The 16,193-nt window shown below is 55.4% G+C and carries 11 protein-coding genes; all 11 read left to right on the top strand.

Annotated features, from left to right (window positions below; genetic code table 11):
* Positions 1-60: 60 nt before the first annotated feature.
* Positions 61-4,137 (top strand): DNA-directed RNA polymerase subunit beta, encoded by a 4,077-nt coding sequence (rpoB, locus tag LMS44_RS00910; RefSeq protein ID WP_022520869.1) that lies wholly within the window; start codon positions 61-63, stop codon positions 4,135-4,137.
* A gap of 10 nt (positions 4,138-4,147) precedes the next feature.
* Positions 4,148-8,362 carry a DNA-directed RNA polymerase subunit beta' gene (rpoC, locus tag LMS44_RS00915; RefSeq protein ID WP_009288147.1) on the top strand — a complete coding sequence of 1,405 codons (4,215 nt, stop codon included), beginning with the start codon at positions 4,148-4,150 and terminating at the stop codon, positions 8,360-8,362.
* A 213-nt stretch (positions 8,363-8,575) separates the two neighbouring features.
* The gene (gene rpsL / locus LMS44_RS00920) at positions 8,576-8,950 is read left to right on the top strand and encodes a 30S ribosomal protein S12 (RefSeq protein WP_008959173.1); all 375 of its coding nucleotides are present in this window, start codon (positions 8,576-8,578) and stop codon (positions 8,948-8,950) included.
* A 174-nt stretch (positions 8,951-9,124) separates the two neighbouring features.
* Positions 9,125-9,595, top strand: a complete 471-nt coding sequence (rpsG, locus tag LMS44_RS00925) for a 30S ribosomal protein S7 (RefSeq protein ID WP_009288145.1) — start codon at positions 9,125-9,127, stop codon at positions 9,593-9,595.
* 202 nt (positions 9,596-9,797) lie between these two features.
* On the top strand, positions 9,798-11,921 hold the full coding sequence (fusA, locus tag LMS44_RS00930; RefSeq protein ID WP_009288144.1) for an elongation factor G: 2,124 nt from the start codon (positions 9,798-9,800) through the stop codon (positions 11,919-11,921).
* Positions 11,922-11,950: 29 nt separating this feature from the next.
* Positions 11,951-13,144: an elongation factor Tu gene (gene tuf, locus LMS44_RS00935; RefSeq protein WP_009288143.1), complete on the top strand. Its 1,194-nt coding sequence runs from the start codon at positions 11,951-11,953 to the stop codon at positions 13,142-13,144.
* 159 nt (positions 13,145-13,303) lie between these two features.
* Positions 13,304-13,615 (top strand): 30S ribosomal protein S10, encoded by a 312-nt coding sequence (gene rpsJ, locus LMS44_RS00940; RefSeq protein WP_007112007.1) that lies wholly within the window; start codon positions 13,304-13,306, stop codon positions 13,613-13,615.
* Between the two features lie 160 nt (positions 13,616-13,775).
* Positions 13,776-14,414: a 50S ribosomal protein L3 gene (rplC, locus tag LMS44_RS00945; protein ID WP_009288142.1), complete on the top strand. Its 639-nt coding sequence runs from the start codon at positions 13,776-13,778 to the stop codon at positions 14,412-14,414.
* Between the two features lie 15 nt (positions 14,415-14,429).
* Positions 14,430-15,035, top strand: a complete 606-nt coding sequence (gene rplD, locus LMS44_RS00950; RefSeq protein ID WP_007112005.1) for a 50S ribosomal protein L4 — start codon at positions 14,430-14,432, stop codon at positions 15,033-15,035.
* Positions 15,032-15,328 carry a 50S ribosomal protein L23 gene (gene rplW / locus LMS44_RS00955; RefSeq protein ID WP_008959167.1) on the top strand — a complete coding sequence of 99 codons (297 nt, stop codon included), beginning with the start codon at positions 15,032-15,034 and terminating at the stop codon, positions 15,326-15,328. Before rplD ends, rplW begins: the two co-directional genes overlap by 4 nt.
* Before the next feature lie 17 nt (positions 15,329-15,345).
* Positions 15,346-16,176: a 50S ribosomal protein L2 gene (gene rplB / locus LMS44_RS00960; RefSeq protein ID WP_008959166.1), complete on the top strand. Its 831-nt coding sequence runs from the start codon at positions 15,346-15,348 to the stop codon at positions 16,174-16,176.
* Positions 16,177-16,193 lie beyond the last annotated feature (17 nt).

Genomic DNA, 16,193 nt, shown 5'->3' on the forward strand with positions numbered 1-16,193 from the left:
AGCTCGAAGGGCAGATGACCACGCATCGGTCACCCATGGTGAACAAGCTGGGGAATACAGATGGCTTACTCATATACTGAGAAAAAACGCATCCGCAAGGATTTCGGCAAACTGCCCCAAGTGATGGATGTGCCTTACTTGCTGGCGATCCAGCTTGATTCCTATTACGACTTCCTCCAGCAAGATCGTTCGCCCGACGAGCGTCACGAGGTCGGTCTGCACGCGGCATTCAAGTCCGTGTTTCCGATTGAGAGCTTCTCCGGCAATGCAGCGCTTGAGTATGTCAGCTACCGCTTTGGCACGCCGGCGTTCGATGTTAAGGAGTGCCAACTGCGCGGCGTGACTTACTCCGCCCCGCTGCGCGTCAAGGTTCGCTTGATCATCTATGATCGCGACTCCTCGAACAAAGCAATTAAAGATATTAAAGAGCAAGAAGTCTACATGGGGGAAATCCCCCTGATGACTGAGAACGGTACCTTTGTTATCAACGGTACTGAGCGGGTTATCGTCTCCCAGCTCCACCGCTCGCCCGGTGTGTTCTTCGATCACGACAAAGGTAAGAGCCACTCTTCCGGCAAGCTGCTCTATTCAGCTCGCGTGATTCCTTATCGTGGCTCCTGGTTAGACTTCGAGTTTGACCCCAAGGATAACGTTTTCGTACGTATTGACCGTCGCCGCAAGCTGCCGGCCTCGGTACTGATGCGTGCGCTGGGGATGAACACCGAAGAAATTCTGGCCGAGTTCTTTGAAACCAGCGTCTTCCACATTGAGAAATCCGGTTTCTATGTTGAGCTGGTTCCGTCGCGCCTGCGCGGCGAGACAGCTACTTTCGACATCAAGGATGGCGAAGGCAATGTGATCGTTGAAGAGGGGCGTCGGATTACCCAGAAGCATATTCGTCAGCTTGAAAAAGCCGGCCTTGAGCGTCTGGACGTGCCGATGGAGTACCTGTTCGGCAAAACGCTGGCTAAAGATCAAATCGACTCCAAAACAGGCGAGCTGATCTGCCCGTGTAATACCGAGATCACTCCCGAGGTGCTTGAGCGCATGGCCCAGGGTGGCATTACCTTGGTGGAAACGCTCTACACCAATGATCTCGACTGCGGTTCATTCATTTCCGACACCTTGAAGCTGGATGCTACTAATTCCGCGCTTGAAGCGTTAGTCGAAATTTACCGCATGATGCGTCCCGGCGAACCGCCCACCAAAGAGTCTGCCGAGACGCTGTTTAACAACCTGTTCTTCTCTGAGGACCGCTACGACCTGTCTGGCGTTGGCCGCATGAAGTTCAACCGTCGCCTGCGTCGTGATACTGACACGGGCTCCGGCGTACTGGATCGCAAAGACATTCTTGATGTGCTGCGCGAGCTGATCAGTATCCGTAACGGCTTCGGTGACGTTGACGATATCGATCACCTGGGTAACCGCCGTATTCGCTGTGTGGGCGAGATGGCAGAGAACCAGTTCCGCGTAGGCCTGGTGCGTGTAGAGCGCGCCGTGAAAGAGCGTCTTTCCATGGCGGAAAGCGAAGGCCTGATGCCCCAAGACTTGATCAACGCCAAGCCGGTCGCGGCGGCGGTGAAGGAGTTCTTCGGTTCCAGCCAGCTTTCGCAGTTTATGGATCAGAACAACCCGCTTTCTGAGGTTACCCACAAGCGTCGTGTGTCGGCACTCGGCCCCGGTGGTTTGACCCGTGAGCGTGCTGGCTTCGAAGTACGTGACGTTCACGCCACGCACTACGGGCGTCTATGCCCGATCGAAACGCCAGAAGGCCCGAACATCGGTCTGATTAACTCGCTGGCCACTTACAGCCACACTAACAGCTACGGTTTCCTCGAAACGCCGTACCGTAAAGTGGTTGATCGTCAGTTGACCGACGACATCGTTCACCTCTCGGCGATCGAAGAGGGCGATTTCGTTATCGCCCAGGCATCAGCAGCGGTAGATGAGTCCAACAAGTTAAGTGATGACCTGGTTCAGGTTCGTCACCGCGGTGAAACGACCTTTATGCGTCCTGAACAAGTGACGCTAATGGACGTGTCGCCACGTCAGGTTGTATCAGTCGCAGCGGCATTGATTCCGTTCCTGGAGCACGATGACGCCAACCGCGCCTTGATGGGTTCTAACATGCAGCGTCAGGCGGTACCGACCCTGCGTGCCGATAAGCCGCTGGTAGGTACGGGCATGGAGCGCTTTGTTGCCCGTGACTCCGGCGTCTGTGCGGTGGCCAATCGCGGCGGCGTGATTGATTCAGTCGATGCGCGTCGTGTCGTGGTACGGGTTAATGAAGATGAAATCATCGGCGGTGAAGCCGGCGTTGATATCTACAACCTGACCAAGTACACCCGCTCGAACCAGAACACCTGTATGAACCAGCGCCCTATCGTGCGGCCTGGTGACAGCGTGGCACGTGGCGATATTCTCGCTGACGGCCCGTCGGTGGATATGGGCGACCTGGCGCTGGGCCAGAACATGCGCATCGCGTTTATGCCCTGGAACGGTTACAACTTCGAGGACTCCATCCTGCTTTCCGAGCGGGTCGTTCAAGAAGACCGTTTCACCACGATCCACATTCAGGAGCTGACCTGTGTGTCCCGCGACACCAAGTTGGGCTCGGAAGAAATTACCTCCGATATCCCTAACGTGGGCGAGTCTGCGCTCTCCAAGCTGGATGAGGCGGGCGTTGTCTACATCGGTGCCGAAGTCGGCCCGGGCGATATTCTGGTCGGTAAAGTAACGCCGAAGGGTGAAACCCAGCTGACGCCTGAAGAGAAGCTGCTACGTGCCATCTTCGGCGAGAAAGCGTCTGACGTTAAAGACACTTCCCTGCGTGCCCCCACCGGCATGAAAGGTACGGTCATCGACGTTCAGGTGTTTACTCGTGACGGCGTTGAGAAAGATTCACGCGCCCTGTCGATCGAGCGCACTCAGCTTGACGAAGTTCGTAAGGATCTCCAAGAGACTTACCGTATCGCCGAAGACGCCACTTTTGAGCGTCTAAAGCGTACCCTTGACGGTCAGGCTGTTAACGGCGGCCCGAACCTCAAGAAAGGTGACGTGCTCGACGAGGCATACCTGGATGAATTGCCGCGTCAGCAGTGGTTCAAACTGCGCATGCAGGATGAGTCCTACAACGAGCTGCTGGCACAGGCCGACGAACAGCTGGAAACCCGTCGTAAAGAGATGGACGAGCGCTTTGAAGATAAGAAGCGCAAGCTGACCCAGGGCGACGATCTCGCACCGGGCGTGCTAAAAATCGTCAAAGTCTATATGGCGGTTAAGCGTCGCATCCAGCCGGGTGACAAGATGGCCGGTCGTCACGGTAACAAAGGCGTTATCTCGGCGATTATGCCCATCGAAGACATGCCGTTTGATGAAAAGGGCGAGCCGGTCGACGTGGTGCTGAACCCGCTGGGCGTACCGTCGCGTATGAACGTCGGTCAGATTTTGGAGACCCACCTGGGTATGGCGGCACGTGGCTTGGGCGTCAAGATCGAAGCCATGCTGCGCGACGCACGTGGACAGCAAGTGGCCGAGATCCGTGATTTCCTGGGGCAGATCTACAATACGCAAGGTACGCGCGTTGAAGATCTCGACTCCCTGACGGATGACGAGATCATCGCCCTGGCGAAGAACCTCAAAGGTGGTGTGCCTATGGCCACGCCGGTGTTTGACGGTGCCAAAGAGCACGAAATCAAGCACCTGCTGAAGCTGGCGGACATCCCCGAGTCGGGTCAGATGGCCCTGTTCGATGGCCGTACCGGTGATGCTTTTGACCGTCCGGTCACCGTTGGCTACATGTACATGCTGAAGCTTAACCACTTGGTAGACGACAAGATGCATGCGCGTTCTACTGGTTCTTACTCGCTGGTTACCCAGCAGCCCTTGGGTGGTAAGGCGCAATTCGGTGGTCAGCGCTTCGGTGAGATGGAAGTGTGGGCGCTGGAAGCTTACGGCGCTGCATACACGCTACAAGAGATGCTCACCGTCAAGTCGGACGACGTCGAAGGCCGCACCAAGATGTACAAAAACATCGTGGATGGCGACCACACCATGCAGGCAGGCATGCCGGAATCCTTCAACGTACTCGTGAAGGAAATCCGCTCGCTGGGCATCGATATCGAGTTAGAGAGCTAGGAGCCGTCCCATGAAAGATTTGGTGAAAGTACTCAAATCGCAGTCTCAGTCCGAAGAGTTTGACGCGATCAAGATTACCCTGGCGTCGCCGGACATGATTCGCTCCTGGTCGTTTGGCGAGGTGAAGAAGCCTGAGACCATCAACTACCGTACCTTTAAACCGGAGCGGGATGGCCTGTTCTGCGCCAAGATTTTTGGCCCGGTTAAGGATTACGAGTGCCTGTGCGGCAAGTATAAGCGCATGAAGCACCGCGGTATCATCTGCGAAAAGTGTGGCGTAGAAGTGACCAAAGCCGCCGTGCGCCGTGAGCGCATGGGGCACATCGAGCTCGCTTCGCCGGTGGCACACATTTGGTTTTTGAAGTCACTACCGTCGCGTATCGGCATGTTCCTCGATATGACCCTGCGTGATATCGAGCGCGTGCTGTATTTCGAAAGCTTTGTCGTTATCGATCCAGGCATGACCACGCTGGAGCGTGGTCAGTTGATGAACGACGAGCAGTACTTTGAAGCACTGGAAGAGTTCGGTGATGACTTCGACGCCCGCATGGGTGCCGAAGCCGTTCAGGAGCTGCTCAAAGACATCGATCTGGAAGAAGAGATTAACCACCTGCGCGAAGAGATTCCGCAGACTAACTCCGAAACCAAGATCAAGAAGCTCTCCAAGCGCCTCAAGCTGCTTGAAGCCTTCTACCACTCCGGTAACGCGCCGGCGTGGATGGTCATGGAAGTGCTGCCCGTGCTGCCACCGGATCTGCGTCCGCTGGTACCGCTGGACGGTGGCCGTTTCGCGACCTCCGATCTCAACGACCTTTACCGTCGTGTGATCAACCGTAACAACCGCCTGAAGCGTCTGCTCGATCTCAATGCGCCGGACATTATTGTGCGCAACGAGAAGCGTATGCTGCAGGAAGCCGTCGATGCACTGCTCGACAATGGTCGTCGTGGCCGCGCGATCACGGGCTCTAACAAGCGCCCGCTGAAATCGCTCGCCGACATGATCAAAGGTAAGCAGGGTCGTTTCCGTCAGAACCTGCTGGGTAAGCGCGTCGACTACTCGGGCCGCTCGGTGATTACCGTTGGTCCGACCCTGCGTCTGCACCAGTGTGGTCTGCCCAAGAAAATGGCGCTTGAGCTGTTCAAGCCGTTTATCTACTCCAAGCTGCAGTCGCTGGGCTATGCCTCAACGATCAAAGCCGCCAAGAAGATGGTCGAGCGCGAGCTGCCGGAAGTGTGGGACATCCTTGCCGATGTTATCCGCGAACACCCGGTACTGCTTAACCGCGCACCCACGCTTCACCGTTTGGGTATCCAGGCGTTTGAGCCGCTGCTGATCGAAGGTAAAGCGATTCAGCTGCACCCGCTGGTATGTGCTGCCTATAACGCCGACTTTGACGGTGACCAGATGGCGGTACACGTACCGCTGACGCTGGAAGCACAGCTTGAAGCGCGTGCGCTGATGATGGCCACCAACAACGTGCTGTCGCCCGCTAACGGCGAGCCGATCATCGTACCGTCGCAAGACGTTGTTCTGGGTCTTTACTACATGACCCGCGAAAAGATCAACGCCAAAGGCGAAGGCATGGTGTTCTCTGACCTTAATGAAGTTGAGCGCGCCTTTGGTACTCAGTCAGTATCACTGCACGCCCGGGTCAAAGTGCGTCTGGACGAAATCGATATCGAAGAAGAGAGCGGCGAGCGTAGCTTCCACCGCCGTATTTACGATACGACGGTAGGCCGTGCACTGCTGTTCCGCATTCTGCCCGAAGGTGTGCCCTTCGAGCTGATCGACCAGCCGATGAAGAAGAAGGCGATCTCCAGCCTGATCAACGAAGTCTACCGTCGTGCCGGCCTCAAGCCGACCGTCATTTTCGCTGACCAGCTGATGTATACCGGTTTCCGTCTCGCGACCTGGTCCGGCGCCTCAATCGGTGTTAACGACTTCGTTATCCCCGAAGCAAAAACTGAAATCGTTGATGCAGCGGAAGCCGAAGTTAAAGAGATCGAAGACCAGTTCTCTTCTGGCCTGGTAACAGCGGGTGAGAAGTACAACAAGGTTATCGATATCTGGTCCAAGGCCAACGATAAAGTCGCCAAGGCGATGATGGTGGGTATCTCTAAAGAGACTGTCATCGATCGTGATGGTAACGAAGTTGAGCAGGATTCGTTCAACAGCGTCTTCATCATGGCCGACTCCGGTGCTCGTGGTAGTGCTGCCCAGATCCGTCAGTTGGCGGGTATGCGTGGTCTGATGGCCAAGCCGGATGGTTCAATCATCGAAACACCGATCGTCGCCAACTTCCGTGAAGGTCTGAACGTACTGCAGTACTTCATCTCGACCCACGGTGCACGTAAAGGTCTTGCGGACACGGCGTTGAAAACCGCCAACTCCGGTTACCTAACCCGTCGCTTGGTAGACGTAGCGCAAGACTTGGTCATCACCGAAGTCGACTGTGGCACCGAAAATGGCTTGACCCTGCACCCGATCATCGAAGGCGGCGACATTATCGTACCGCTTTCCCAGCGCGTGCTGGGTCGTGTAGTCGCTCAGGATGTGGTTCACCCTGGCAGCGGTGAAGTCTTGATCGCGAAAGGTACCTTGCTCGACGAGAAATGGTGTGCCGAGCTCGACACCATGGGTGTCGACGAGATCATCGTTCGCTCTACGATTACCTGTGAGACCGCACACGGCGTGTGTGCCTCCTGTTACGGCCGTGACTTGGCCCGTGGCCATCAGGTCAACATCGGTGAAGCCGTCGGCGTTATCGCTGCACAGTCCATCGGTGAGCCGGGTACCCAGCTGACCATGCGTACCTTCCACATCGGTGGTGCGGCATCGCGTTCGTCTGCTGTGGATAGCGTACAAGTGAAGCACGGCGGTAAGGTTCGTCTGCACAACATCAAGCATGTAGAGCGTGCCGACGGCAAGCTGGTTGTCGTATCTCGCTCCAGCGCCCTGGCCGTTGCTGACGACCATGGCCGTGAGCGTGAGTACTATAAGCTCCCTTACGGTGCTGAGCTTTCTGTACGCGACGGCGACGTGGTCGACGCTGGTGCGACGGTCGCCAAATGGGATCCGCACACTCACCCGATCGTTGCCGAAGTAGAAGGTAAGGCGCAGTTCATCGATCTCGACGAGGGTGTCACCATGCACCGCAGCGTCGATGAGATGACCGGCCTCTCCTCTATCGAGGTGATCGAGTCTGCAGCACGTCCCATGGCCGGTCGTGACAAGCGCCCGATGGTCATGCTGCAAGACAGCTCGGGCGAGTACGTCTCTGTATCGGGCTCCAACACCCCGGTTCAGTACCTGCTTCCGGGCAACTCGATTATTTCGGTCGACGATGGTGTGACGATCGGGGTGGGTGAAGTGGTTGCCCGTATCCCGGTAGAAGCCTCGGCGAACAAAGACATCACCGGTGGTCTGCCGCGGGTTGCTGACTTGTTCGAAGCGCGTAAGCCGAAAGAGTCCTCGATCCTGGCCGAGATCAGCGGTGTGATCAGCTTCGGTAAAGAGACCAAAGGTAAGCGTCGTCTGACCATTACCCCGGAATCTGGCGATCCGTTTGAAGCGCTGATTCCGAAATGGCGTCAAATTGCCGTCTTCGAAGGCGAAACCGTCGAGAAGGGCGAGGTGATTTCCGATGGGCCGAGCAATCCGCACGATATCCTGCGCTTGCTGGGTGTTGAGGAGCTCGCCAAGTACATCACTGCCGAAGTACAGGACGTTTATCGTCTGCAGGGCGTAGGCATCAACGACAAGCACATCGAAGTCATTGTGCGTCAGATGCTGCGTAAGGTAGAGATTACTGATTCGGGCGATTCTGACTTCATCACGGGCGACCAGGCTGAACTGGTTCGCGTGCTGGAACAGAACGAACGCCTTGAAAAAGAGAAGAAATTCCCGGCCAAGTATCAGCGTATGCTGCTGGGTATCACCAAGGCCAGCTTGGCCACCGAGTCGTTCATTTCCGCGGCCTCCTTCCAGGAGACAACCCGCGTACTGACCGAAGCAGCGGTGACTGGCAAGCGTGATTACCTGCGTGGCCTGAAAGAAAACGTGGTGGTTGGTCGCCTGATACCGGCTGGTACAGGCTTGACTCACCACGCAGAACGTCGTCGCAAGCGCGAAGACGTTGAGCAACTGTTCAATCCTTCGGCTACCGAAGTCGAACAGGAGCTGGGTGCACAGTTGACCGCTCTCGATTCTGACGACGAGCTGTAGATTTGGCGCCTAAAGCAGTAGGTAACATGAGTAAGTAAAACGAATAGCTGACCTGAAAAAGTGTCACCTTGCCGGTAAAACCGCCGGCAAGGCTTGACGCGACCTAGGGTCAGCCTTTAGAATGCGCAGCCTTTAACAGTGGGGTGGGTGCGCCCGCATCCGCTGCCCGCATTTGTTAAAAGGCAAGGCAACCATTGGAGTCAGCTAAACACCATGGCAACGATTAATCAGCTAGTGCGCAAGCCGCGCAAGCGCCCCGTCACAAAAAGTGACGTGCCAGCGCTGCAGGCCTGTCCGCAAAAACGTGGCGTTTGTACGCGCGTTTACACCACCACCCCGAAGAAGCCTAACTCGGCTCTGCGTAAGGTTTGCCGTGTGCGCCTTACCAACGGCTTTGAAGTGTCTTCCTATATCGGTGGTGAAGGTCACAACCTTCAAGAACACTCTGTCGTTTTGATTCGCGGCGGTCGTGTAAAGGATTTGCCAGGTGTGCGTTATCACACCGTTCGTGGCGCCCTTGACACCTCTGGCGTTCAAAATCGTCGTCAGGGTCGTTCTAAATACGGTACTAAGCGTCCTAAGTCGTAAGGCTGGGTCAGCTGTGCAGCGTCGCTCCGTCAAAAGGGCATGCTGAGTAACGATTTTCACGAATTTGACGGTCTGATAAGAGTAAGGTCGGGCTGCACTTGTGGTACTTGAATAGCGTACGCAGGTTGCATGAGTTCCGGGTTTACCTGAAAGATCCTTAATTGAGGGCTTATCATGCCTAGAAGAAGAGTAGTAGCTAAACGCGAGATTCTGCCGGATCCTAAGTTCGGAAGTGAGCGTCTGGCGAAGTTCATGAACCACCTGATGGTCAGCGGCAAGAAGTCCATAGCTGAGCGTATCGTCTACGGTGCGTTGGACAAGGTTGCCGAGCGTAGTAAAGAAGATCCGCTGGAGATCTTCGACAAAGCGCTGGAAGCCATCCAGCCGATGGTCGAAGTGAAGTCGCGCCGCGTTGGTGGTGCGACCTATCAGGTGCCGGTTGAAGTACGTCCGTCTCGCCGTCAAGCGCTGGCAATGCGCTGGCTGGTGGACGCGGCGCGTCGTCGCGGTGAGAAAACCATGGTTCAGCGTCTGGCGGGTGAAATGCTGGATGCCGCTGAAGGTAAAGGTTCTGCCGTTAAGAAGCGCGAAGACGTGCATCGCATGGCAGAAGCCAACAAGGCCTTCTCGCACTACCGTTTTTAAGGTCGGCGTTTTTAAGTATGGCTTTCTGGTTTATATATGCACGTTGTTCAGCATGGTGGAATGTTTGCTGAGTCGCGTTGTTGCAATTCAAAAGTTGCAACACTCAGCCGCTACCATGAGGCAGTGGTAGCGGCGGCCGCATAAACCTCGCTTGCATACGCCGCTAAATTAACGAGCATCGCCAACAAACGGGAGTTTCACCGTGGCACGCAAGACTCCACTAAATCGCTACCGTAATATCGGTATCGTCGCTCACGTCGACGCGGGTAAAACCACGACGACTGAGCGTGTACTGTTTTACACCGGCCTCTCCCACAAAGTGGGCGAAGTACACGACGGTGCTGCGACCATGGACTGGATGGAGCAGGAGCAGGAGCGTGGTATCACTATCACCTCAGCTGCAACTACCTGTTTCTGGCAGGGCATGAACAAGCAGTTCCCTGAGCACCGTATCAATATTATCGACACCCCGGGGCACGTTGACTTCACTATTGAAGTTGAACGTTCTCTGCGCGTACTCGATGGTGCGGTTGTTGTGCTGTGTGGTTCTTCCGGCGTTCAGCCGCAGACCGAAACAGTATGGCGCCAAGCCAACAAGTACGAAGTTCCGCGCATGGTTTTCGTCAATAAGATGGACCGTACCGGCGCTGACTTCTTCATGGTTGTCGAGCAGTTGAAAGAGCGTTTGGGTGCCAAAGCTGTGCCAATCCAGATTAACTGGGGCACGGAAGAGGACTTTAAAGGCGTTATTGATCTGATTCAGATGAAGGCTATCCTGTGGGACGAGGAAAGCCTGGGTATGAATTATGACCTCGCGGACATTCCTGCTGAGCTACAAGAAACAGCAGAAAAGTACCGCGAAGAGATGGTCGAAGCTGCTGCCGAAGGCTCTGACGAGCTGATGGAAAAGTACCTTGAAGGCGGTGAGCTATCGGTTGAAGAGATCAAGGCCGGTCTGCGTGCGCGCACCCTGGCTAACGATATCGTTCTGGTTACCTGTGGTTCTGCCTTTAAGAACAAAGGCGTTCAAGCAGTGCTGGATGGCGTTATCGAATACATGCCTTCGCCGACGGAAGTTAAGGCGATCGAAGGTGAGCTCGACGATAAAGACGGCACCGTTGATACCCGTGAAGCTGATGACAGTGCGCCGTTTGCGGCCCTGGCGTTTAAGATCGCCACTGACCCCTTCGTTGGTACGCTGACCTTTATTCGCGTCTACTCGGGTGTTCTTAAATCTGGTGACGGTGTCTATAACTCCGTTAAGCAGAAGAAAGAGCGCGTTGGCCGTATCGTTCAGATGCACGCCAATTCCCGTGAAGAGATCAAAGAAGTTCTGGCGGGCGACATCGCTGCTTGTATCGGTCTGAAAGACGTCACCACGGGTGATACCCTGTGCGACATTGATAACAAGATCGTTCTCGAGCGCATGGAGTTCCCGGATCCGGTTATCTCGGTTGCTGTAGAGCCTAAATCTAAGGCAGACCAAGAGAAGATGGGTGTTGCGTTGGGCAAGCTTGCTCAAGAAGACCCTTCCTTCCAGGTCAAAACCGACGAAGAAACCGGCCAGACGATTATTTCTGGCATGGGTGAGCTTCACCTGGATATCCTCGTTGACCGTATGCGTCGCGAGTTTAAGGTTGAAGCCAATATCGGTAAGCCTCAGGTTGCCTATCGCGAAACGATTCGCGGCAGCATTGAGCAAGAAGGCAAGTTCGTACGTCAGTCCGGTGGTCGTGGTCAGTATGGTCACGTATGGCTGCGTATCGAGCCGCTGACAGCAGAAGAGAAGGGTGAAGGCGAAGACGAACTGTTCTTCAAGTTCAACTCTGAGATCGTGGGTGGTGCGGTTCCCAAGGAATACGTTCCCGCGGTTGAGAAGGGTGCTTTTGAGCAGCTCAAAAACGGCGTCATCGCGGGTTACCCGATGATCGACGTTAAAGTAACGCTGTTTGATGGCTCCTTCCACGACGTAGACTCCAACGAGACTGCGTTTAAGATTGCTTCTTCTATGGCAGTAAAAGAAGGTGCCAGGAAGGCCAAGGCCGTGCTGCTGGAGCCGGTGATGAAGGTCGAAATCGTGACCCCCGAAGAATTTATGGGTGACGTCATGGGTGACCTGAGCCGTCGTCGCGGCCTGGTGCAGGGTATGGATGACTCCTCTTCTGGTAAAGTCATTCGTGCGACGGTGCCACTGGGCGAGATGTTCGGTTATGCAACCGATCTGCGCTCACAAACCCAGGGCCGTGCGAGCTACTCTATGGAGTTCTCGAAGTACGACGAGGCGCCCTCCAGCGTCGTTGAAGCCGTCATCAATCAAAACGGTTAACCGTTAGCTAACGTAAAGAGGTTATAGCAGTGGCTAAGGAAAAATTTGAACGTTCCAAACCGCACGTCAACGTCGGCACCATTGGTCACGTCGACCACGGTAAAACGACTCTGACGGCGGCCCTGACCCGCGTGTCTGCTGAGGTTTTCGGCGGCGACTGGCGTGAGTTTGATACCATCGATAACGCTCCTGAAGAGCGTGAGCGCGGTATCACAATCGCTACTTCCCACGTGGAATACCAGTCTGAAGATCGCCACTACGCGCACGTTGACTGCCCGGGACACGCTGACTACGTCAAGAACATGATCACCGGTGCTGCGCAGATGGACGGCGCTATCCTGGTATGTTCTGCCGCAGACGGCCCGATGCCGCAAACTCGCGAGCACATCCTGCTGTCTCGTCAGGTTGGCGTACCGTTCATCGTTGTGTTCCTGAACAAAGCGGACATGGTCGATGATGAAGAGCTGCTCGAGCTGGTAGAAATGGAAGTTCGCGAACTTCTAGACCAGTACGACTTCCCGGGTGACGACACGCCGATCATCACTGGCTCTGCGCTGATGGCGCTGAACGGTGAAGATGACAAGGGCATGGGTACGACTGCCGTCGCTAATTTGATCAAAGCTCTGGATGCTTACATCCCTGAGCCGGAGCGTGCCATCGACCAGCCGTTCCTGATGCCGATCGAAGACGTGTTCTCTATCTCTGGCCGCGGTACTGTTGTTACCGGTCGTGTAGAGCGCGGTATCGTCAAAGCGGGCGAAGAAGTGGAAATCGTGGGTATCCGCGATACCACCAAAACGATCGTTACCGGTGTTGAAATGTTCCGTAAACTGCTCGACGAAGGTCGTGCTGGTGAGAACGTTGGCGCCCTGCTGCGTGGTACTAAGCGTGATGACGTCGAGCGTGGCCAAGTACTGGCCAAGCCGGGCACCATCAACCCGCACACTACCTTCGAAGCAGAAGTTTACGTACTGTCCAAAGAAGAGGGTGGTCGTCACACGCCTTTCTTCAAGGGCTACCGTCCGCAGTTCTACTTCCGTACCACCGACGTAACGGGTACCTGTGAACTGCCGGAAGGCGTTGAAATGGTCATGCCGGGTGACAACGTTCAGATGGTTGTTACCTTGATCGCCCCGATCGCAATGGACGAAGGCTTGCGCTTCGCTATTCGTGAAGGCGGCCGTACTGTCGGTGCTGGCGTTGTGGCCAAAATCGTCAAGTAAGCAGCATGCTTGAATGATGAAGGGGGCTCTGATGAGCCCCCTTTTCTGCGCACCAACAGCAAATGTTTGACATGGGCTTTTGGCGTGCCTATAATGCGCATCCTTTGAATGCGTGGGTAGACGGCTCGCGCCGTCGACATCCATTGGAGTTTAGGGCAAATGCAGAACCAAAAGATTCGCATTCGGTTGAAAGCTTTCGACCATCGCCTGATCGACCAGTCTACAGCGGAGATTGTTGAAACCGCTAAACGTACTGGTGCTCAGGTTCGTGGTCCGATTCCGCTGCCGACCAACCGCGAGCGTTACACCATTCTGATCTCACCGCACGTCAACAAAGATGCGCGTGACCAGTATGAGATTCGTACGCACAAGCGTGTGCTCGACATTGTTGAGCCGACCGAAAAAACTGTTGATGCTTTGATGAAGCTTGATCTCGCCGCAGGCGTTGACGTGCAAATCAAACTCAACTAATTACACTAGTCACTTGCGGCCCAGCGCTCATCGTTCTTTGTAAAGAGCTAGCATGAGCAGCAGCCGCCGCGCCGTGAGGCGCCATACAATGTGCTAGTGGAATGCTCTGGAAAGGGCAGCCATAGCGGGTGATAGCCCCGTACACTATAGGAGACTGAGTATGACTATCGGTTTAGTCGGTAAAAAGGCCGGGATGACCCGTGTCTTTACCGAAGACGGCGCGTCTGTGCCCGTAACCGTTATTGAAGTTGATCCTAATCGTGTTACACGCGTTAAATCTGTCGAGTCTGACGGTTACGCAGCGATTCAGGTCACATCTGGCTCTCGTAAAGCTAAGCACCTCACCAAAGCGCAAGCGGGTCAGTTTGCCAAGGCGGGTGTTGAAGCTGGTCGTGCACTGATGGAGTTTCGTCTTGCAGAAGGCGAAGAGATTCCTGAAGTAGGCGGCGAACTCACCGTATCCCTCTTCGAAGCTGGTCAAATGGTTGACGTGACTGGCACCTCTAAGGGTAAAGGCTTCCAGGGTGCTGTTAAGCGCTGGAATTTCCGTACCCAAGATATGACTCACGGTAACTCTCTGTCGCATCGCGCGCCGGGCTCTATCGGCATGTGTCAGACTCCGGGTCGCGTTTTCAAAGGCAAAAAGATGGCCGGTCAAATGGGTAACGCCCGTTGCACCGTGCAGAGCCTTGAGATCGTCCGTGTTGACGCCGAGCGTAACCTGCTGCTGATTAAAGGCGCCGTACCGGGTGCTCCCGGTAGTGACGTTATCGTTCGCAGCGCCGTGAAAGCAGGCTGAAGGGGATAATTACCAATGAATCTGAATCTTGCTGCAGGCGCGGGTACCGTTGAAGTAGCCGACGCCACTTTTGGCAAAGAATTCAACGAAGCGCTCGTTCACCAGGTTGTCACTGCCTATTTGGCGGCTGGTCGTCAGGGAACCCGCGCACAAAAGAGTCGTTCCGACGTTCGTGGCGGTGGTAAAAAGCCGTGGCGTCAGAAAGGCACCGGTCGTGCACGTGCCGGTACCATCCGCTCTCCGCTATGGCGTAGTGGTGGCGTAACCTTCGCGGCGCGTCCGCAAGACTACACCCAGAAGGTTAACCGCAAGATGTACCGTGCAGCGATGCGCTCCATCTTGTCAGAGCTGGTACGTCAAGAGCGTTTAGTCGCGATTGAAGAGTTCGTCGTCGATGCGCCTAAGACCAAGCAGGTAGCTGCCAAGCTAAAAGAGCTCAACCTTGAAAAAGTGTTGATCGTCACTGAAGAAGTTGACGAAAAGCTCTATTTGGCCGCACGCAACCTTCCCCACGTCGACGTGGTGGATGTCGCGGCAGCTGACCCGGTAAGCCTGGTAGCCTTTGATAAGGTGCTGATTACCGTCTCCGCCCTGCGTAAATTCGAGGAGAAGCTGGCATGAACCAGGAACGCGTATTTAAGGTTCTGCTTGGGCCGCACGTGACCGAAAAGGCCGCAATGGCAGCCGAGCGCAACCAGTACGTTTTCAAGGTGGCATCTGATGCTACCAAGCCCGAGATCAAAAAGGCCGTTGAAGCACTCTTCGGCAAAAAGGTCGGCAGTGTTCAGGTACTGAACATGAAGGGTAAAACAAAACGTACTGCGAACGGCGTTGGCCTGCGTAAGGGTTACCGCAAAGCGTATGTGACCCTGGCTGCGGGTGAAACGCTCGAAGACTTCTCTGGCGCCGAATAAGGGCAGGAGTACGGATAATGGCAATCGTCAAGACCAAACCCACTTCCGCCGGTCGTCGCCACGTCGTCAAGATCGTTGGCGAGGAACTGTTTAAAGGCCGTGCCTATGCACCGCTTTTAGAAAAACAGTCCAAGTCCGGCGGCCGTAACAACTACGGTCGTATCACCACCCGCCACGTGGGCGGTGGTCATCGTCACCACTATCGGTTGATCGATTTCAAACGCACCAAGGATGGCATTCCTGCCACCGTTGAGCGTCTTGAGCACGATCCCAACCGCAGTGCGCACATTGCGCTGCTGAAGTATGCCGATGGTGAGCGTCGTTACATCATTGCACCGAAAGGTGTCAGCGCGGGTGACGTGCTGGAATCTGGTGTTAACGCGTCAATCAAGAAAGGCAATGCCTTGCCGCTGCGCAACGTCCCGTTGGGTTCTACGGTGCACTGCATCGAACTCAAGCCGGGTAAAGGCGCGCAGATTGCTCGCAGTGCCGGTACAAGCGCCCAGCTGGTTGCTCGTGAAGGTAACTATGCCACCCTGCGTCTTCGCTCTGGCGAAATGCGTAAAGTGTTGGCCGAGTGCCGCGCGACCTTGGGTGAAGTGAGCAACTCAGAGCACAGCCTGCGTCAACTTGGCAAGGCCGGTGCGAAGCGCTGGAGAGGTGTGCGTCCGACTGTTCGCGGTGTCGCGATGAACCCAGTCGATCACCCGCACGGTGGTGGCGAAGGCCGCACCAGTGGTGGTCGTCACCCGGTATCCCCATGGGGTGTGCCGACTAAGGGTCATAAGACGCGTAAGAACAAGCGCACCGACAAGCTGATCATTCGTCGTCGTAATAAGACGCGTTGATCTACATTGCCAAGACA

The sequence above is a fragment of the Halomonas profundus genome, from assembly GCF_020865425.1.
Taxonomy (GTDB): domain Bacteria; phylum Pseudomonadota; class Gammaproteobacteria; order Pseudomonadales; family Halomonadaceae; genus Vreelandella; species Vreelandella titanicae.